Below are 18,451 nucleotides of genomic sequence, written 5' to 3' on the forward strand. Positions count from 1 at the left end.
TCGCTGCCGAAGGTTCACTTGATGAGTCAGTCGTTCAGCGAGGAGTAGGCCACAACCCCGCGACGCATCGCCCGCACGGCCTCCCGCGCGACGTGGCGCACGGGACTGTCGCCCGCAGCATCGGCCACCTGGCCGGCCAGGTCGATCACCTGCTTGACCCAGCGCACGAAGTCTCCAGGGGCCAGGTCGGCGCCGTCCAGCACCCTGTCCAGGTCGTCCCCGGACGCCCACCGCCAGGCCGCCCAGGCGAACCCCGGGTCGGGCTCGGAGAGGAAGTCGAGCCGGTGGTCGCGCTCGAGGTCCGCCAGCTCGCGCCACTCCCGCCTCAGCGCGGTGAGCCGGTCCCCGATCTGACCGCCCGGGATCCGCGGGGTGGTGTCTTCGCTGCGGCGCGACTCGAACACCAACGCCGACAACACCGCTGCGAGCTCGGCCGCGTCCAGGTCCTCCCATTGGCCCCGTCGCAGCGCCTCCGCGGCGAGTAGGTCGAGCTCGCCGTACAGCCGCATCAGCGGTCGCCCGCGGTCGGTGACCACATCGCCGTCCAGATAGCCGAGCACGGTGAGCACGTCGCAGACGCGGTCGAAGGTGCGAGCGACCGTGTTGGTCCGCTGCTCGATCCGACGCTGCAAGGTGCCCGTGTCGCGCTGCAGCTTGATCCACCGCTCCGCCCACCGTGCATGATCCTCGCGGTCGGGGCAGTGGTGGCAGGGATGCGCCTTCAGCTCGGCACGCAGATCAGCCACTCGCGCCGCGGTCGCCGCGTCGGCCGGCTGATCTCGGCGAGCAGACCGTGTCGTCGGCGCGTCGTCGAGGTGCCGGGTGCGCTCGCGCAAGGCCGAGGCGAGGTCTCGTCGTGACTGGGGGCTGCGGGCGTTGAAATGCTTCGGGATCCGCAGCCGTGCCACCGCGGCGACCGGGGTCGGAAAGTCCATCGGTGCCAGCCGCCGCGCCTGGCGCTGAGCCGTGAGCACCTGCGGACGCGGCTCCTCGCCCTCCGAGCCCGGGTCCAAGACGACGGCCCAGCCGCGGAACTTGCCGACCGGGACCATGATCACGTCACCTCGACGCAGGGCAGCCAACGACTCCCGCGCCTCCGCCCTGCGGTCGGCTCGGCGTGCCTTCGCGGCGCCCTTCTCCGCCTCGGAGATCTGCCGCCGGAGCGCGGCGTACTCCGTGAAGTCGCCGCGCTCGCACTGCGCCGCCTCGGCGTAGCCGGCAAGCGCCTCCTCCGCCTGGTGCACCTGGCGGGCCAGGCCGACCACGGCTCGGTCGGCCTGGAACTGCGCGAAGGAGGTCTCGAGCAGCTCGCGGGAGCGGCGCCGGCCGAACTGGTGCACCAGGTTGACCGCCATGTTGTACGACGGCCGGAAGGACGACCGCAACGGATAGGTCCGGGTGGACGCCAACCCGGCCAGCTCCCGCGGATCCATGCCCGGCTGCCACAGCACGACCGCATGCCCCTCGACGTCGAGGCCGCGTCGGCCGGCCCGGCCGGTGAGCTGGGTGTACTCCCCCGGTGTGATGTCGGCGTGTGTCTCACCGTTGAACTTCGTCAACTTCTCCAGCACGACGGTGCGGGCCGGCATGTTGATGCCGAGGGCGAGCGTCTCGGTGGCGAAGACGACCTTGACCAGGCCCTGCACGAACAGGCCCTCCACCACCTGCTTGAACGTGGGCAGCAGGCCCGCGTGGTGGGCCGCCACGCCACGAGTCAGCCCGTCGAGGAAGTCGGCGTAGCCCAGGGCGTTGAGGTCCGCGTCGGGTAGGTGACGGCACTCGTCCTCTACGTAGGCGAAGATGGTGTCCCGCTCGTCGGCGGTCGTCAGCCGGATGTTCGCCTGCAAGCACTGGCGCACCGCGGCGTCACACCCGGCCCGACTGAAGATGAACACGATCGCAGGCAGCAGCCCGGCGCGATCGAGCCGATCGATCACGTCGGTCCGGCTCGGGATCCACACGCGACGCCCGTTGCCGATGCTGCGTGGGTTCTTCGACGAGCCCGGTCGGCCCTTGCGAGCCGACCTGCGATCGCGCATCAGCCGGCTGCTGGCCCAGTCATCGCGAGCCACCCGGAGGAGCTGGTCGTTGACCGGCGCACCCTCCCGCACGAAGCCGGCCGCAGCGTCGACGTCGGAGGAGGCGAACAAGTCCATCAGCCTGCGGCCGACCATCACCTGCTGGAACAACGGGACCGGCCGGCGCTCCTCCACGATGGTCGTGGTGTCCCCGCGCACGGTCTCGAGCCAGGCGCCGAACTCCTCCGCGTTGGAGACCGTCGCGGACAGCGAGACCAAGGTCACCGACTCGGGGAGGTGGATGATCACCTCCTCCCAGACGGCTCCGCGCATCCGATCGGCCAGATAGTGCACCTCGTCCATCACGACATAGCCGAGACCGAGCAGCGTCCGGGAGCCGGCGTAGAGCATGTTGCGCAGCACTTCGGTCGTCATCACGACCACCGGGGCCTCGCCGTTGACGGTGTTGTCGCCGGTCAACAGGCCGACCTGGTCCGGACCGTAGGCGGCGACCAGGTCGGCGTACTTCTGGTTGGACAGCGCCTTGATCGGGGTGGTGTAGAAGCACTTGCGCCCGGTGCTCAAGGCGACGTGTACGGCGAACTCGCCGACCACGGTCTTGCCCGAGCCGGTCGGTGCGGCCACCAGGACGCCACGGCCATCCTCGATCGCGCGGCATGCCTCGACCTGGAACGGGTCGAGCGGGAACGGGTAGCGCTCGGCGAACTCGCCGAGGACGGAATGTGCGTGGTCGGTCATCCGAGGACCGTCAGAGCTCCCGGAGCGCACTCCACGGTGAGCGGCAGCTCGCCGAAGCGCTCGCCGTCGGCATAGGACACCACGCCCGGGGCTGCGATCGTGACCGAGCGCACGCGGTGGTGTTCGTACTGCGGGTGACGGGTGTGGGTGCCCTTGAACAGCTTCGGATAGGTGCGGACCAGCTCCAGCCGGCCCACCGGCTTGAAGATCACCACATCCAAGAGACCATCATCGAGCAGGGCGCCCTCGGCGATCCGCAGGCCGCCTCCGAAGGACGGCCCGTTGCCGACCGCGACCAGCATTGCCTCCAACTCGCGCTGCTGCCCGTCGAGCTCCAACGTGTAGGACAGCGGCTTGAAGGTCCGCAGCTCGGCGACGGTCGCGATGTTGTAGCGCATCTGGCCTCGCGGCCACGACATCTTGTTGGCCCGCTCGTTCACCACGGCGTCGAATCCAGCGGCCAGCACGGTCACGAAATAGCGGGTCCCGCTCCGACCTAGGTCCAGCGTGCGGGTGCGTCCCGCAATGATCCGATCCGCGGCAACCAAAGGCCGGTCGACCGGCAAGCCGAGGTAGCGCGCCACGTCGTTGCCAGAGCCGCCTGGCAACAGACCTAAGCGGGTGGCGGTGCCGGTCACCGCTTGGACGCCGAGGTGCACGATGCCGTCTCCACCGCACACGACCAGCGCTTCGACGCCGTCGGCGACACACTCCCGAGCGAGGTCCAGAGCCTCGTCGGCATCGCGACCGGTGATGCTGCGCACCACGAAGCCAGCGGCGCGCAGCCGGGGCAGCGCCGCGTCGCGCACCCGGACCGCGCGGCCTCGGCCGGCGGTCGGGTTGGTCAGCAGCGCGATCTCGCGAGTCACGGGGCGAGACTAGCCGCTGAGCTGCCGTCGCGTCCGACGGTGAGCAGCGCCGACATCCGAGCCGGCGATGAGCCCAACGCGAGCGCTAGCCGGGCCAGCGCGGCAAGCACCGCATCGGCAGTGAACTCGCGGCCCGGAACAGCCAGGGTGAGTCGCCCGCGACGGTCAGCGAGATGGACCTGGCCGTGCTGCCACGCCTGGTGGGCGAGCGTGCGTGCCGCATCGTCCGCGACCGGACCGGGGTAGGCCTCGTCGACGGCGAGCAGGTCGCAGGGCTGCTCCTCCCCCTGCGCCGAGACGAGTCTTCCGGCGACCAGCGGCCTGCCGGTGATGCCTGCCTCCGGGTGCCAGGTGACGGCCTGCTCGCCCAGCCACTCCGGCAGGTCGAACGGGTCGACCGGGCCCAGCGGAGCCGGTCCGGTCACAGGCCGGCCGCTTCGCGTGCCCGCCTGCGCCGACGGTCGTTGAACCGGGCGATCACCTCGGACACCAGGAACAACCCGACCATCGGGAAGGCCAAGAAGCACATGGTGAACGGGTCGGTCGACGGTGTCGCGATCGCAGCGAAGACGAACACGACGATGATGATCCAGGCGCGATGCTCGGCGAGCTTCTTCGCGGTGACGACTCCAGCGAGATTGAGCAGAACGATGAACACCGGGATCTCGAAGGCGATCCCGAAGACGAGCAGGGTGCGGGTCAGGAAGGAGAGATACTCGCTGAACTCGACCAGGTTGGTGAGGCTGTCAGGGGTGAACCCGATCAGCACCTCGAGGCCCTTCGGCAAGGTGACGTAGCCAATGATGACACCGACGATGAACAGTGGACCTGCGATGGCCGCGAAGACCCGCGACCAGCGACGCTCGTGGGGGTGCAAGCCCGGCAGGATGAAGGCCCAGATCTGGTAGAGCCAGTAGGGGCTGGTGCCGACCACCGCGGCGAGTCCGGCGATCTTGAAGTAGAGCAGGAACGGGCCGCCGGGACCGTTGACCGTGGCGACCGAGTTGGTCCCGCCGGGCAGCTGCTGCTGGGCGTGCTTGTAGGGCCCCATGATGAAGCCGAAGATCTGGTCGTAGAAGACCAGGCCGATGATGAAGGCGACGGTGAGCACCAGCGCGCACTTCATGATCCGTCCGCGCAACTCGCGCAGATGGTCCGACAGCGCCATCTTGCCGTCGGGCCCGACCGGGTGGACCGGCTTGCCCGCGAAGAGCTGGACCACACCGGAGAACGACATGACGGTGAGCCCCAATCAGACGGTGCCCAGAAAGATCAGGCGGAGAGGGATCAGGCGGAGGTGCCGTCGCTGCGGCGCTCCGGCTCGGGCTCCGGCTCAGCCTTCATCTCGGTGACGTCAGCGGCATCCTTGGCCTCGTCGCCCGAGGTGAGGCCCTTCGTCTCGTCCTTGAAGATCCGCAACGCCTGGCCGCTGCCACGCGCCAGCTCGGGCAACTTCTTGGCGCCGAAGAGCAGCACGACGACGAGGACGATGATGATGAGCTCCCACCCACCAGGCATCTCGAAGAGTGGTGTGATCATGTGTTCCTCACCTCGACAGTGTCGGCCCCGGCAACCGGGCCGATCCCCATCCTACGTGCCCTCACCGTACAAGCCGAGGGTGGCCGCGGCGGTGGCGCGTAGCGATTCGGCCATTTCGGCCGGTTCGAGCACGGTCGCATGTGGCATCAGCCGACGCAGCAGCCGCTCCAGCCACTGCCGATCGGCGACCAGCATGGTCACCTCGACCACGCCACCTCGGCGGTGGCGCACCTTCTCGACCGGGTAGTAGTCGAGGACCCACCTCGCGGGCGGGTCCAGTCGAAGCACGGCTCGAGCCGCGTCGCTGGCCTGCAGGAAGAGTCCGTCGGCCAGAGGTCGACGCGGAGCGGCCTGGGTGGTCACCTCGGTGTCGAGCACGTCAGCCGCCTCGATCCGATCCAGCCGGAACACGCGCGGTGCCTCGGCGCTGTGGCACCACGCCTCCAGATAGTCCACGGCGTTGGCCGAGACCACCGCATGCGGATCCACCAGCCGGTGCGAGACCTCGTCTCGGCTAGGCACGAAGTAGCGCAACTCGACCTGTCGATGTCGGCCCACCGCGTCAAGGAGCAGGGTGCGCAGCCCGGCCACCTCGTCGACCCGGTCACCCACGTGGACCTGAGCCCCCACACTCTGACCACCTGCACCCTGGGCGGCCGCCGCCTCGAGCTTCGCCAGGGTCCGGTCCACCACCTCCCGGGTCTGCTCCTCGCAGCTCTCCCGCAACGCCCGCAGCGCGACAATCAGCGCGCTGGCCTCGGTCGGCGTCAGCCGCAGCGGGCGGGCGAGATAGTCGGCGTTGGAGATCCGGATGACGCCGTCTCCCTCAGGGGCCTCGAGGGCGTCCAGGTCCACGTCGATCAGGTCACCCGGGTAGCCGCCGGGAAGGCCACACATGAGCAACACTCGGAGATCTCGCAGCAGTTGCTCCGGGGAGACGCCGAGATCCGCGCTCGCCTCGTCCAGGTGCACCTGGCCCCGGCTGTGCAGGTAGGGCACCAGCGCGAGCAGCCGGGCCACCTGCTCCTTCGCGCCTCCGGGCATCGCGGTGGGCGTCATGGTGCCTCCACGACCGCGCGCAGGCGACGTACGACGGTCTGCCGCAGCAACTGCGGCCCCTCCACATAGGCGTCGGTGCCGTGTGCGAGAACCTCGTCGGCGACGTCCCCCTGGTCGATCGTGAGTCGATCCCAGGTGTCGTCATCCGGACCCGCGATGCCCTGCTCGATCCGAGTCGCCTTCCGGCGCAGGCTGTGCCCACTGCCCGAGCGCACCAGAACGGTCGCCGGCTCGGCGGGAGCCTCCGGAGCCAACCGCCGAGCCACCCCGCGCACGTCGGTGTCCGCCGGGACCTCGAAGGAGCCGGGTGCTCCGGCCAGGCGTGGTGCGCCCTGCACCCGGGAGAGCCGGAAGACCCGCTCCGCGCCGCGATCGGTGTCCAGCCCGACGACGTACCAATGGCCGGCGTAGCGCACCACGCCCCAGGGCTGGAGGTGACGGGTCGCCGGGCGCTGGGCGGCCCGCCCGTAGTCGAACTCCACCGGCGTGCGGGTGTGGGTGGCCTCCCAGAAGACGTCGAAGGCCGGCTCGTCGGCCGCCAGCCGAGGCTGCACCACCTCCAAGGCGGCGACGTCGACCGCCACCCCCGCCGCCGTGAGCTTGCGCACCGCATCGGTGGTCACCTCGGCCAGGCGGGCGTGCTCCCACACCTTCGCGGCCAGACCGAGCAGGGAGGCCTCGTCGGCGGTCAGGCTCACCTCCGGCAAGCCGAACTGGTCGGGCCGAATCCGGTAACCCAGCTCGTCCTCGAAGTAGGTGTCCAGGCTGCCGACCTCGATCGGCACCCCGAGACTGCGCAACTCCTCCTTGTCACGCTCGAACATCTTCTCGAACGCGTCCCGGCTCTGGCCCGGGTAGAGGATCTCGCGGATCCGGTCCTTGCTGACATACCGCCGCTGGACCAGCAGCATGATGAGCAGGTTGAGCAGCCGCTCGCTCTTGCGGACCGGGGCCATCGGCTCGTGCCTCGCTGTGGCTAGCTGGCGCCCAGGACGTCGACGACGAAGTAGAGCGTGTCGGTGCCGGCGATGCCCGCGCTGCCGTTGCCCTTCTTGCCGTAGCCCCAGTCCGGTGGCACCTGCAAGATCACCCTGCTGCCCACCGTCACGCCGACCAGACCCTGGTCCCAACCCTTGATGACCGACCCGCCGCCGAGGTCGAAGTCGAACGGCGTGCCCCGGTTGTAGGACTGGTCGAACGGCTCCTTGCCGTCGTACACCTGACCCAGGTAGTTGACGTAGGCGTGGTCACCCTTCTGCAGCTTCGGCCCCTTCCCCTTGATCAAGGTGGTGATCTCGAAGTCGCCACTGGGCTTGGGCGTGTCGGAGAAGTCGAGCCCGGTCGGGATGTCGCCGGAAGCCTCCACCTTCGGCGCCCACGCCGCCGGATCCTGCTTCGCGCCCTTCGGGCCGTCCAGTAGCTTCCCGGTGATGTCGATGACCAGGACGGCCGTGTCGTCCGGCTTCAAGCCGATGTCGGACTGGCCGGACTCACCGAACGCCCCACTCACCGACTGGGCGACCAGCAGCCGCGACCCCACCGGTTGGTCGGTGATCGCGTCGGCAAGGACAGCCAGCGTCTGGGTGCTGCTCGCGGTGACCAGTTGAGGCGCCCCGGTGTAGCTGGAGTAGGCCTCCTTCTTCTTGGTGCCGTTGCCGACCCAGAGCTGGACGAAGACCTTGTCGTCCTTCTGGACCGTCTCCCCGTCGCCCTTGGTCAGCACCTGGCGCACCGGATCGGTGGCCGTCACACCCTCCTTCGCCCAGGTGATCTTGGGCGTCTCCCCCTGCTTGCCCTTGACCGTGATCCCCTTCACCGTGCCGTCCTTCATCGGCGCCGCAGTCGCGGACTCCGACTCCGAGGCCGATGTCGAGCTGCTCGGGTCGGGATCCTTCGCCTTGTCACCACCGCAGGCCGACAGCGTGGCGATCAGCCCCGCAGCCAGCAGTGTCGCGACGAGTCGTACGGTGGGTCGAGGCATCAGGCGTCACTTCCGGATCAGGCGTCAGGTTGGCCCGGTCACCCTACCCGGGGCCCCTAGCCCCACGTCCCTGGGCTCACCGGGTTGGGGGCTTCGGCTCGGGGCTGGCGTTGCGGTTTGGGCCCAAACGACATGACCCGGGCGGTACCGACTGTCCCCGGGCAGCCCCTACATCCCGTCGATCAACCGCTGCACACGCTCGTCCGTCGCCCGGAATGGGTCTTTGCACAGAACGGTGCGCTGCGCTTGATCATTGAGCTTCAGATGCACCCAGTCGACCGTGAAGTCGCGGCGCCGCTCCTGGGCCTTGCGGATGAAGTCGCCGCGAAGCCGAGCCCGGGTGGTCTGCGGGGGCACCGATTTGGCCTCGAAGACCTTCAAGTCGTTGACCAGCCGAGCCACCGCGCCACGCTTGTCGAGCAGATAGTAGAGGCCACGATCGCGATGGATGTCATGGTAGGCAAGATCGAGTTGAGCGACTCGCGGATGCGCCAGCGGCAGATTGTGCTTGGCGCGGTAGCGGTCGATCAACTTCCACTTGATCACCCAGTCGATCTCGCGATCAACCAGACCCCAGTCGTCGCTCTCGACCGCCTTGAGCGACCGTTCCCACAGGTCCAGCGCCCGTTCGATGACCGGCGTGCTGACTCCCCGACGGTCCACGAAGTCGTGTGCCTTGGCGAGGTACTCCTGCTGGATGGTCAATGCGCTGGCCTCCCGACCGTTCACCAAGCGCACCAGGCGACGCCCGGTCACGTCATGAGCGATCTCTCGGATCGCCCGGATCGGGTTCTCCAAGGAGAGGTCCCGCATGACGACCCCCTCCTCGATCATCCTCAGCACCAGGTCGCAGCTGGCCACCTTCAACATGGTGGTGGTCTCACTCATGTTCGAATCACCGACGATCACGTGCAGACGGCGGTACTTCTCGGCGTCAGCGTGCGGCTCGTCTCGAGTGTTGATGATCGGACGACTTCTTGTCGTCGCGCTTGATACGCCCTCCCAGATATGTTCGGCCCTCTGCGATACGGCGTACGACGCCCCGCGCGGCGTCTGGGTGACCTTCCCAGCGCCGACCATGACCTGCCGAGTCACCAGGAACGGGATCAGTACATCCGCGAGTCTGCCGAACTCCCCTGCCCTGCTGACCAGGTAGTTCTCATGACAGCCGTAGGAGTTGCCGGCCGAGTCGGTGTTGTTCTTGAACAGGTACACCTCGCCTGAGATGCCTTCGTCATGCAGCCTCTGCTCGGCATCGACCAGCAGTCCCTCCAGGATCCGCTCGCCGGCCTTGTCGTGGGTCACCAACTCGATCACGTCATCACACTCCGGAGTGGCGTACTCCGGGTGGCTGCCCACATCCAGGTAGAGCCGGGCCCCGTTGCGAAGGAAGACATTCGAGCTGCGTCCCCAGGAGACCACCTTCCGGAACAGGTACCGAGCCACCTCGTCCGGGCTCAGCCGACGCTGTCCTCGGAACGTGCACGTGACGCCGTACTCGTTCTCGATCCCGAAGATCCGCCGGTCCATACCCTCAGCCTAGGCGGCTCACGGGTTGCTGCCCGGTCTTCTGGCCTGCGGTTTGGGCCCAAACCGCAGCAATTTCGGCCGAGATCATGCCGTTTGCGTCCAAACGCTGGGGTCCCACTGGCGCCGCCAGCGATTCACAACCCGCGCGCGACCAGTCTTGGAGTACAACGATTCCTCTACCAGGGCACGCCACCGCTCCAAGCATCGGCGATCATGCGGACGGCCCAACAGGCGATCCAACTCATGCATCACTGTCGCAGCATGGTTCAGCAAATCATCGAGAGCGTAGCCGTTGCGCTGGTACTTGGTGCCCGCCCAACTCCTCTCCCTTCTCAGGTCGACGACGTGCTGACCGCTGGATCTGTGAACTGCCCCGTCGTACTCCTGTACGAAGGGTGTACCGCGGATGAGTAGGTCGGCCCGACCTACCAGTTGTCCAGCGCGGTTGTAGAGCTTCTTCTGCGGTTCCACCTCAATGCCGAGGACCTGGTGGAAGGCACGAAGCAGGGTTTCTCCAGCTGACTCGGAGCGGCGGTCCGCCAACGCGTACGCCTTGCGGAGCGCTCGCACGCCGGGCCGCGAAGTCGCCAACAACTCCTCCAATTCCCGAGGCTTGAGGTGTCCGAGTCGTAGAGCCGAGTCGACCATGATCAGCAGATCCAGCGTGCCAAGTTCTCTCGCGCAGCGCAGCAGAATCTCCGGGGCAGAATCGACTGGAAGACCCTGCGCGTTACCTGGCTTTGCCCCGTGAGTCAGCCGCGAACAGAGCAGACCCGGCCGTCGGCTATGAAACCCATCGCCCCTCACCGCCATGAACACCGGAACCTGTTCTGGTAGCTGCGGTAGTCGCCAACCCAGCAGGCGTGCCGCCGTCACATGGGTGAACACCGCTCCTTGTGGCAACAACAAGAGATATGCCTCGAGGTCCCGCCTAAACTCCTCATCCTCGTTGAGCCCTTCTCGTCTTCGTCGATAGAGCCCGTGACTCACTCGTCGGTGGTCGACCAGGCGGACCTGGCCGCGGATTGGAGCATCAGGGCCCTTCATCTGCCGGGCTCGCCACTGGGCGGGGTTGGAGTCACGTGCCATGCCTTCAAGAGTGTCGTCGGATCCTCGCCAGCGGGGGCCTACCAGGCCTCCGCTGTGGATAGCCCGACGATTCGGGGCCTGGTGTATGGGAAGTGGGCCATCCGTGCCCGCCCCCCTCTGTTTAGGGCCCAAACGGCATCGATCGCGGCTGTCTCACTGCCGTTTGGGCCCAAACCGCAGCGCTCTCACCCAGCGGTGTTGTCGGAGGATTGACCGTGGTCGGTGTCCTCCCGGTCCTCGGCTTCATCCTCGGTGGTTGCCGTTTGGGCCCAAACCGCATCTGGATCCGACTCAGCAGGGGTCTCGGGACCTCGTTCCCCGAGCAGCTCAACCAGACGAGGCCCCAGGATCCGGACGAACTTGCGAGCCTGGGTTCGAGTGCGATCCAAGACGGCCACCTCGAGGTGCCCGGCCGGGATCACTCGCTCACCGCCGCCGTCGGAGCATCCGAGTGCGGCGACGGCGTCGCGCAGCGCCTCGGCCAGAGGGGCGCCCTCGGTGTAGTGGTCGCGGAGATACTCCACGACGCGCTCCGTGGTCCCACCCATGACGGCGTAGCCGTGCTCGTCGGCCACCTGACCGTCGTAGGTGAGTCGGTAGATCTGGTCGTCGGCAGGAGCGTCACCGACCTCGGCGACGAACAACTCGACCTCGTAGGGCTTCTCGCCACCGCTGGAGAAGATCGTGCCCAGGGTCTGGGCGTAGGCGTTGGCAAGTCCGCGACCGGTGACGTCGCGGCGGTCGTAGGAGTAGCCACGTATGTCGGCCAGCCGGACTCCCGCGATCCGCAGGTTCTCGAACTCGTTGTAGCGGCCGACCGCGGCGAAGGCGATCCGGTCGTAGATCTCGGAGACCTTGTGGAGGGCCTGCGAGGGGTTCTCGGAGACGAACAGCACGCCGTCGGCGTACTGCACGACGACCACGGACCGTCCGCGCGCGATGCCTTTGCGCGCGAAGTCGGCCCGATCCTTCATCAGCTGCTCGGGCGAGACGTAGAAGGGCATGCTCATTAGCGGGTCCTCCTCATCTCAGGTCAGCGCCGCGGCGGGGCCGTCGGGGCGGCTCATTCGGCCGGCGATCACCCGGTCGGCGATCTCGGCCACCTCGCCGTCTGGGAGTCTGCGGCCGCCGGCGCCGGTGATCACGTGGACGACCGGGAAGATCCGTCGCGTCAGGTCGGGCCCGCCGGTCGCCGAGTCGTCGTCGGCGGCGTCGTACAGCGCCTGCACCGTCGCCGTCACACACTCCTCGGCGCTCAGCCCTTCGCGGTAGAGCTTCTTGAGGGAGCCGCGGGCGAACAACGAGCCCGAGCCCACGGAGTGGAACGCGGTCTCCTCGTAGCGGCCACCCGTGACGTCGTAGGAGAAGATCCTGCCCTGCCCGACCTCGAGGTCGAAGCCCGCGAAGAGGGGTACGACGGCCAGCCCCTGCATCGCCATCCCGAGATTCCCACGGATCAGGGCGGCCAGGCGGTTGGCCTTCCCGTCGAGCGAGAGCGTGGTCCCCTCGATCTTCTCGTAGTGCTCCAGCTCGGTCTGAAAGAGCCGGACCAGCTCGACGGCGAGTCCAGCGGTGCCGGCGATCCCGACCGCGGAGTACTCGTCGGCGGGGAACACCTTCTCGATGTCGCGCTGGGCGATGATGTTGCCCATCGTGGCGCGACGGTCCCCGGCCATCACCACGCCGCCGTCGAAGGCCGCGGCCACGATCGTGGTGCCGTGAGGTGCGAGCTCGCCCGCGTTGCTGGCCCCGCCGAGACCACGGTGCGAGGGCAGCAGGTCGGGGGCCTGGCCAGCGAGGAAGTCCGCGAAGGAGGAGGTGCCTGGAGCGAGGTACGCCGCCGGCAGGCGCGGCGCGTCGACCACTACTCGCCGCCCTTCTGGATGAACGACTTCACGAAGTCCTCCGCGTTGGACTCCAAGACCTCATCGATCTCGTCGAGGATGGCGTCGACGTCCTCGTCGATGGCTTCCTTGCGCTCGGCAACGTCGGACTCCGGCGCCACCTGGGTGGCCTCGTCAGCCGACCCTGACCGGCGCGGCTGCTTCTGCTCTTGTGCCATACCCCGACCCTATCCCGGTCGGCCAGGTCCGCGGGTCAACGCCGCGAAGAGCTCTTCGGCCGTGGCGCAGCGGTCCAACAGCCCGCCAACGTGCGCCTTCGTGCCGCGCAAGGGCTCGGCGGTGGGAATCCGTTGGAGCGAATCTCGACCGCTCAGGTCGAGGATCACCGAGTCCCAGGAGGCGGCGGCGATCTGGTCGGGATACTTCTCCAGGCAACGACCGCGGAAGTACGCCCGAGTGTCGGTCGGCGGGTCGTGCATCGCCTGCTCGACCGAACCGTCATCGAGCAGCCTAGTGATGCGGCCCGTCTGCGCCAGTCGGTGGTAGAGGCCTCGGTCGGGCCGGATGTCGGAGTACTGCAGGTCGATCAGCTGCAACTTGGCGTCGTCCCAGCCCAGTCCGTCGCGATCGCGGTACTGCTGCAGCAGCCGATACTTGGCCACCCAATCCAACTCCCCCGCGCACAGCATCGGGTCTCGTTCAAGCCGATCGAGCACGGACTCCCAGCGTTCGAGCACGTCCACCGTCTCGGCGTCCACGTCGACGCCGTAGCGGTCCTCGACGTACTTGCGGGCCAGCTCGAGGTACTCCATCTGCAGCTGTACGGCGGTCAGCCGACGCCCGTCGTTCAGCGTCAGCACGTGCCGCAGGGCCGGGTCGTGGGAGACGGCACGCAGGCTCGCGACTGGCCCCTCGACGTCGAGGTCACGGGAGATGAAGCCGTCCTCGATCATCGCCAGCACCAGCGCAGTCGTGCCCACCTTGAGGTAGGTCGAGATCTCGGCGAGATTGGCGTCACCGATGATGACGTGCAGTCGGCGGTAGACCTCCGGGTCGGCATGCGGCTCGTCACGGGTGTTGATGATCGGCCGCTTGAGAGTGGTCTCAAGGCCGACCTCGACCTCGAAGAAGTCCGCGCGCTGGCTGATCTGGAACCCGTGCTCCCGACCTTCCTGGCCGAGGCCGACCCGACCTGCACCGGCCACCACCTGTCGGCTGACGAAAAACGGCGTGAGGTGACGGACGATGTCGCCGAACGGCGTCGACCGGCTCATCAGATAGTTCTCGTGGGCGCCGTAGGACGCACCCTTGTTGTCGGTGTTGTTCTTGTAGAGCACGATCGGGGCGGTTCCCGGGACCGCACTGGCCCGACGCGCCGCGTCCAACATGACCAGCTCCCCGGCCTTGTCCCACCGCACTACGTCGAGCGGGCCGGTGACCTCGGGGGTGGAGTACTCCGGGTGGGCGTGGTCGACGTACAACCGCGCCCCGTTGGTGAGGATCACGTTGGCCAAACCGAGGTCTTCGTCCGTGAGCTGGGACGGGTCGGCGACGCTGCGGGAGAGGTCGAACCCACGGGCGTCACGCAGCGGCGACTCCTCCTCGAAGTCCCATCGAGCGCGGCGCGCCTTCAACGTGGCAGATGCATAGGCATTGACGACCTGGGAGGAGGCGACCATCGGGTTGGCCAGTGGTTGGCCCTGCACGGAGATGCCGTACTCGACCTCGGTGCCCATGACCCGGCGCACGCTCATGGTGTCAGCCTACGCTGCGCGCTACGGTCGTCAGGCATGTGGCGCTCTCACGTCCTGCCCCGTCTGGTGGACCTGTCGCTGCGCGGACACGAGCTCGGCGAGCGGCGCGCGCTCGCCTGCGCGGGGCTATCTGGCCGCGTCCTCGAACTGGGCTTTGGCTCCGGCCTCAACGTGCGCTGGTATCCCCCGGAGGTCACCGAGGTCCACGCGGTGGAGCCGGAGGATGTCGCCTGGGGTCTCTCTGAGCGACGTCGCGCCCGCACCTCACTCCCGATCGTCCGCACCGGCCTCGACGGACAGCACCTGGCCGCCGCCGATGCGTCGTACGACGGGGTGCTGATCACCTTCACCTTGTGCACCATCCCCGATGCGGAAGGTGCGCTAGCCGAGGTACGCCGCGTGCTCCGTCCCGGAGGCTCGGTCCACGTCTTGGAGCACGGTCTGGCCCCGGAACCCGGAGTCGCGCGGTGGCAGCGGCGGCTCGAGCCCACCCAGCGCCGATTCGCCGGTGGCTGTCATCTGACCCGCGACCCGTTCGCCCTCCTCAGTGCTGCCGGTTTCGTCCTCCACGATCGGGCGACCGAGTACCTCACCTCCGCCGCAGCCGGGCGACCCTGGCACTACCTCTACCGTGCCCGCGCCACCGCGCGCTGGGTGTCTCCCTGAGCCGTCGTCCCGGGGCCGCAATGTTGCGGTTTGGGCCCAAACGGCAACAAATCCGGCCCGAGGATTGCGGTTTGGGCCCAAACCGCAGCCCCATCGACGCCGCAGATCACCCCGCTTGCGAACAACGAAGCTCACCCGACTGCCGGTGACGTGCTCAGCACCGGTGCTCTCGATGCCCGCCATCAGCTCGACATAACGTGCCGTGTGGTAGAGGAAGCCGAGGCACATCACAACATCGCCCTTCACCCCCGGCCGGAACAGCAACTGGTGGGCGTCACCGTGGACGAAGCGGAAGCGCTCAGCCGGCCCGCCTTGGCTCGGAAGCCCGATCACCTTGGTCGCGCCGGCCTCGAGGGCGCCAAACGACCATCGGCCGTCGTGGCTGGCGATGTCGACCACGGTGCGGCCTCGCAAGATGTCGGCGTTCGCCTCGATGAGCGCCAGATGACGCAGATTGAGGCGATCGCGTGACACCGCGGTGTGACTGGTCTCGAGGAGTTCCGGCTGCTGGTCGAAGAACACCCCTAGCCCCGGCGCGGGAGCCGCCGTCAGAGGTACTGGCCGGTGTTGGCCACGGTGTCGATCGACCGGCCCGGCTCGGTGCCCTGCTTGCCCGTGATCAGGGTCCGGATGAACACGATGCGCTCGCCCTTCTTCCCGGAGATCCGGGCCCAGTCGTCGGGGTTGGTGGTGTTGGGCAGGTCCTCGTTCTCCTTGAACTCGTCGACACAGGCCTGGAGCATGTGCTGGACGCGCAGCCCCTTCTGCTCGTGCTCGAGGAAGTCCTTGATGGCCATCTTCTTGGCCCGGTCCACGATGTTCTGGATCATCGCTCCGGAGTTGAAGTCCTTGAAGTAGAGGACCTCCTTGTCACCGTTGGCATAGGTGACCTCCAAGAAGCGGTTCTCCTCGGACTCGGTGTACATCCGTTCGACGGTGGCTTGGATCATGCCCGCCACACACGCCGCCTGATCGCCGCCGAACTCAGCGAGGTCGTCGCCGTGCAGCGGCAGATCGGCGGTGAGGTACTTGCTGAAGATGTCGCGAGCAGACTCCGCGTCAGGGCGCTCGATCTTGATCTTCACATCGAGCCGTCCCGGTCGCAGGATCGCCGGGTCGATCATGTCCTCGCGGTTGGAAGCACCGATGACTAGGACGTTCTCCAGCGCCTCCACGCCGTCGATCTCGCTGAGCAACTGCGGAACAATGGTGTTCTCCACATCGGAGGAGACCCCCGAGCCCCGAGTGCGGAACAGGGAGTCCATCTCGTCGAAGAAGACGATCACCGGAGTGCCGTGGCTGGCCTTCTCCCGCGCCCGCTGGAACACCAGCCGGATGTGGCGCTCGGTCTCGCCGACGTACTTGTTGAGCAGCTCGGGTCCCTTGATGTTGAGGAAGTACGACTTCCCCTCCTGCCCGGTCTTGGCGGCGACCTTCTTGGCCAGCGAGTTGGCGACGGCCTTCGCGATCAGCGTCTTGCCGCATCCGGGCGGACCGTAGAGCAGGACCCCCTTGGGTGGCTTGAGCTGGTGCTCGCGGAACAGGTCGGGGTGGAGGTACGGCAGTTCGACGGCATCGCGGATCTGGTCGATCTGGGTGAGCAACCCGCCGATAGCGCCGTACTCGATGTCGGGAACCTCCTCCAGCACCAGCTCCTCGACCTCGGACTTGGGCACCCGCTCGTAGACGTAGCCGGCGCGCGGGTCGAGCAGCAACGAGTCGCCCGCACGCAGGGTCGTCTCCCGCAGAGGGGCCGCCAGGCGGACCACACGCTCCTCGTCGGCGTTGGCGATGACCAGGGCACGCTCGCCGTCCGCGAGCAGCTCCTTGAACATCACGACCTCGCCGACCTCTTCGAAGCGAAGTGCGGCCACGACGTTGAGGGCTTCGTTGAGCATGACCTCCTGGCCTCGCTCGAGGCGGTCCAGGTCGACGGCCGGGCTCACGGTCACCCGGAGCTTGCGGCCGCCGGTGAACACATCGACGGTGTCGTCGTCGTTGCGGCCCAGGAAGGTCCCGAAGCCGGCTGGCGGCTGGGCGAGCCGGTCGACCTCCTCCTTCAACTTGGTGATCTGGTCACGGGCCTCACGCAGCGTCAGCGCGAGCCGCTCGTTCTGGCCTGTCACCGCGGCCAACGACCGTTGGGTGTCCGCCAGCCTCAGCTCGAGTCCACGGCTGTGGGTGGGTGCGTCGCTCAGGCGACGGCGCAGCTCGGCCACCTCCGCCTCGAGATACTGGATCTGGTCGGTGAGCTGCTCGGGACTGCGCTCGTCTGGTGTCGGCATGATCGTCACCTCCTCGTGACTTGTGACATTACCCGCGCAACGTCCGGTGGGAAGGACATCGACGCCCCAAAAGGTCACGATTTGGACGCCAGGCCCCTATCAGCCCTCTCGTGGCTCCTCTCCAGCGATCGGCGGCAACCCCGGCGGGCGTGGCCCGGTGTAGTCGGGTCCGTAGGCACCCGGGGCCGGCCGACGCTTCTTGACCGGTGCCTGCTGCCCCGGCGCCATCCGTCGGGCGGTGACCAGGAATGCGGTGTGCCCGGTCATCGTGTGGCCCGGCCGCACCGCGAGACCCTCCACGTGCCAGTCCCGGACCAGGGACTCCCAGGCTCGCGGCTCGGTGAAGCCACCATGAGCGCGGAGCGTCTCGACGACTCTGCTGAGCTGCGTCGTGGTGGCGACATACACGCACACGATCCCGCCCGCGACCAGGGCGTCCGCCACGGCCGGAATGCACTCCCACGGCGCCAGCATGTCCAGCACGACCCGATCGGCCCGCTCGCCGTTGGCAGGCAACGCCTCGACGAGATCTCCGACGGTCAGTTGCCAGGCCGGGTGGTCGCCCCCGAAGAACTGCGTGACATTGCGCCGGGCGACATCGGCGAACTCCTCGCGCCGTTCGTACGACGACACGCGGCCGGCGGCGCCGACCGCCCGCAGCAGCCAGCAGGTCAACGCCCCGGATCCGACACCCGCCTCCACCACTCGGGCGCCGGGGAAGACGTCCGCGAGGGCGGTGATCTGGGCTGCGTCCTTGGGATAGACGACGGCCGCCCCGCGCGGCATCGACACCACGAACTCCGAGAGCAATGGCCGGAAGACGAGATACTCCCCGCCCGCGGAGGAGGTGACGGTGAACCCCTCCTCGCGACCGATCAGCTCATCGTGGTCGAAGTGGCCCTTGTTGGAGAAGAATCGCTTGCCCGCGACCAACTCGAAGTTGTGGCGCCGACCCTTCTGATCGGTGAGCCGGACCCATTCGCCCTCGCGCAGCGGACCTCGGTGCACCCCGGCCCAGGCATCAGCGGGCACATCGAGCGGATCGCCGGTCGCCATCG

The 18,451-nt window shown here is 67.9% G+C and carries 18 protein-coding genes; 2 read left to right on the top strand and 16 right to left on the bottom strand.

Going from position 1 to position 18,451, the window contains the following annotated elements; genetic code table 11:
- Positions 1-26: 26 nt before the first annotated feature.
- The 14 genes from QM714_RS04215 to dop all read right to left on the bottom strand — a co-directional run bounded on the left by QM714_RS04215 (position 27) and on the right by dop (position 14,442).
- Positions 27-2,777, bottom strand: a complete 2,751-nt coding sequence (locus tag QM714_RS04215; RefSeq protein WP_415097893.1) for a DEAD/DEAH box helicase — start codon at positions 2,775-2,777, stop codon at positions 27-29.
- A complete protein-coding gene (locus tag QM714_RS04220) occupies positions 2,774-3,646 on the bottom strand; it encodes a diacylglycerol/lipid kinase family protein (RefSeq protein ID WP_415097895.1) in 873 nt (290 codons plus the stop codon). Before QM714_RS04220 ends, QM714_RS04215 begins: the two co-directional genes overlap by 4 nt.
- Positions 3,643-4,071 (bottom strand): hypothetical protein, encoded by a 429-nt coding sequence (locus QM714_RS04225; protein WP_415097897.1) that lies wholly within the window; start codon positions 4,069-4,071, stop codon positions 3,643-3,645. The genes QM714_RS04220 and QM714_RS04225 overlap by 4 nt, the downstream gene beginning before the upstream one ends.
- A complete protein-coding gene (gene tatC / locus QM714_RS04230) occupies positions 4,068-4,883 on the bottom strand; it encodes a twin-arginine translocase subunit TatC (RefSeq protein WP_415097899.1) in 816 nt (271 codons plus the stop codon). Before tatC ends, QM714_RS04225 begins: the two co-directional genes overlap by 4 nt.
- Before the next feature lie 50 nt (positions 4,884-4,933).
- Positions 4,934-5,185 carry a twin-arginine translocase TatA/TatE family subunit gene (gene tatA, locus QM714_RS04235; RefSeq protein ID WP_415097901.1) on the bottom strand — a complete coding sequence of 84 codons (252 nt, stop codon included), beginning with the start codon at positions 5,183-5,185 and terminating at the stop codon, positions 4,934-4,936.
- Positions 5,186-5,236: 51 nt separating this feature from the next.
- On the bottom strand, positions 5,237-6,244 hold the full coding sequence (locus QM714_RS04240; protein WP_415097903.1) for a helix-turn-helix transcriptional regulator: 1,008 nt from the start codon (positions 6,242-6,244) through the stop codon (positions 5,237-5,239).
- Positions 6,241-7,200, bottom strand: a complete 960-nt coding sequence (locus tag QM714_RS04245; protein ID WP_415097905.1) for a helix-turn-helix transcriptional regulator — start codon at positions 7,198-7,200, stop codon at positions 6,241-6,243. The genes QM714_RS04240 and QM714_RS04245 overlap by 4 nt, the downstream gene beginning before the upstream one ends.
- A 20-nt stretch (positions 7,201-7,220) precedes the next feature.
- Positions 7,221-8,225, bottom strand: coding sequence for an FKBP-type peptidyl-prolyl cis-trans isomerase (locus QM714_RS04250; protein ID WP_415097907.1), 1,005 nt, complete (start codon positions 8,223-8,225; stop codon positions 7,221-7,223).
- A 168-nt stretch (positions 8,226-8,393) separates the two neighbouring features.
- Entirely contained in the window at positions 8,394-9,755 is a 1,362-nt protein-coding gene (gene pafA, locus QM714_RS04255) for a Pup--protein ligase (RefSeq protein ID WP_415097909.1), read from the bottom strand.
- Between the two features lie 84 nt (positions 9,756-9,839).
- Entirely contained in the window at positions 9,840-10,643 is an 804-nt protein-coding gene (locus tag QM714_RS04260) for a hypothetical protein (RefSeq protein WP_415097911.1), read from the bottom strand.
- A gap of 386 nt (positions 10,644-11,029) precedes the next feature.
- Entirely contained in the window at positions 11,030-11,854 is an 825-nt protein-coding gene (gene prcA / locus QM714_RS04265) for a proteasome subunit alpha (RefSeq protein ID WP_415097913.1), read from the bottom strand.
- An 18-nt stretch (positions 11,855-11,872) separates the two neighbouring features.
- Positions 11,873-12,709, bottom strand: coding sequence for a proteasome subunit beta (prcB, locus tag QM714_RS04270; protein WP_415097915.1), 837 nt, complete (start codon positions 12,707-12,709; stop codon positions 11,873-11,875).
- Complete coding sequence (locus tag QM714_RS04275) at positions 12,709-12,906, bottom strand: ubiquitin-like protein Pup (RefSeq protein WP_415097917.1); 198 nt, start codon at positions 12,904-12,906, stop codon at positions 12,709-12,711. The genes prcB and QM714_RS04275 overlap by 1 nt, the downstream gene beginning before the upstream one ends.
- A 9-nt stretch (positions 12,907-12,915) precedes the next feature.
- Positions 12,916-14,442 carry a depupylase/deamidase Dop gene (gene dop, locus QM714_RS04280; protein ID WP_415097919.1) on the bottom strand — a complete coding sequence of 509 codons (1,527 nt, stop codon included), beginning with the start codon at positions 14,440-14,442 and terminating at the stop codon, positions 12,916-12,918.
- A 36-nt stretch (positions 14,443-14,478) separates the two neighbouring features.
- Between dop and QM714_RS04285 the strand changes: the two genes are divergently transcribed.
- Both QM714_RS04285 and QM714_RS04290 read left to right on the top strand, forming a co-directional pair.
- Positions 14,479-15,108 carry a class I SAM-dependent methyltransferase gene (locus QM714_RS04285; RefSeq protein ID WP_415097922.1) on the top strand — a complete coding sequence of 210 codons (630 nt, stop codon included), beginning with the start codon at positions 14,479-14,481 and terminating at the stop codon, positions 15,106-15,108.
- A gap of 150 nt (positions 15,109-15,258) precedes the next feature.
- Positions 15,259-15,579: a hypothetical protein gene (locus QM714_RS04290; RefSeq protein ID WP_415097924.1), complete on the top strand. Its 321-nt coding sequence runs from the start codon at positions 15,259-15,261 to the stop codon at positions 15,577-15,579.
- Positions 15,580-15,656: 77 nt separating this feature from the next.
- On the opposite strand, the gene arc is transcribed toward QM714_RS04290, so the two are convergent.
- Positions 15,657-17,393 carry a proteasome ATPase gene (gene arc / locus QM714_RS04295; RefSeq protein WP_415097926.1) on the bottom strand — a complete coding sequence of 579 codons (1,737 nt, stop codon included), beginning with the start codon at positions 17,391-17,393 and terminating at the stop codon, positions 15,657-15,659.
- Between the two features lie 99 nt (positions 17,394-17,492).
- Positions 17,493-18,449 carry a tRNA (adenine-N1)-methyltransferase gene (locus QM714_RS04300; protein WP_415097928.1) on the bottom strand — a complete coding sequence of 319 codons (957 nt, stop codon included), beginning with the start codon at positions 18,447-18,449 and terminating at the stop codon, positions 17,493-17,495.
- Positions 18,450-18,451 lie beyond the last annotated feature (2 nt).

It is taken from the genome of Nocardioides sp. (assembly GCF_047602075.1).
Lineage (GTDB): Bacteria > Actinomycetota > Actinomycetes > Propionibacteriales > Nocardioidaceae > Nocardioides.

Excerpts from the sequence above, each read along its gene's own strand:
- QM714_RS04215 (WP_415097893.1), bottom strand. The coding sequence starts at position 2,777 with ATGACCGACCACGCACATTCCGTCCTCGGCGAGTTCGCCGAGCGCTAC.
- tatC (WP_415097899.1), bottom strand. The coding sequence starts at position 4,883 with ATGTCGTTCTCCGGTGTGGTCCAGCTCTTCGCGGGCAAGCCGGTCCAC.
- tatA (WP_415097901.1), bottom strand. The coding sequence starts at position 5,185 with ATGATCACACCACTCTTCGAGATGCCTGGTGGGTGGGAGCTCATCATC.
- QM714_RS04240 (WP_415097903.1), bottom strand. The coding sequence starts at position 6,244 with ATGACGCCCACCGCGATGCCCGGAGGCGCGAAGGAGCAGGTGGCCCGG.
- QM714_RS04245 (WP_415097905.1), bottom strand. The coding sequence starts at position 7,200 with ATGGCCCCGGTCCGCAAGAGCGAGCGGCTGCTCAACCTGCTCATCATG.
- QM714_RS04250 (WP_415097907.1), bottom strand. The coding sequence starts at position 8,225 with ATGCCTCGACCCACCGTACGACTCGTCGCGACACTGCTGGCTGCGGGG.
- pafA (WP_415097909.1), bottom strand. The coding sequence starts at position 9,755 with ATGGACCGGCGGATCTTCGGGATCGAGAACGAGTACGGCGTCACGTGC.
- prcA (WP_415097913.1), bottom strand. The coding sequence starts at position 11,854 with ATGAGCATGCCCTTCTACGTCTCGCCCGAGCAGCTGATGAAGGATCGG.
- QM714_RS04275 (WP_415097917.1), bottom strand. The coding sequence starts at position 12,906 with ATGGCACAAGAGCAGAAGCAGCCGCGCCGGTCAGGGTCGGCTGACGAG.
- dop (WP_415097919.1), bottom strand. The coding sequence starts at position 14,442 with ATGAGCGTGCGCCGGGTCATGGGCACCGAGGTCGAGTACGGCATCTCC.
- QM714_RS04285 (WP_415097922.1), top strand. The coding sequence starts at position 14,479 with ATGTGGCGCTCTCACGTCCTGCCCCGTCTGGTGGACCTGTCGCTGCGC.
- arc (WP_415097926.1), bottom strand. The coding sequence starts at position 17,393 with ATGCCGACACCAGACGAGCGCAGTCCCGAGCAGCTCACCGACCAGATC.
- QM714_RS04300 (WP_415097928.1), bottom strand. The coding sequence starts at position 18,449 with ATGGCGACCGGCGATCCGCTCGATGTGCCCGCTGATGCCTGGGCCGGG.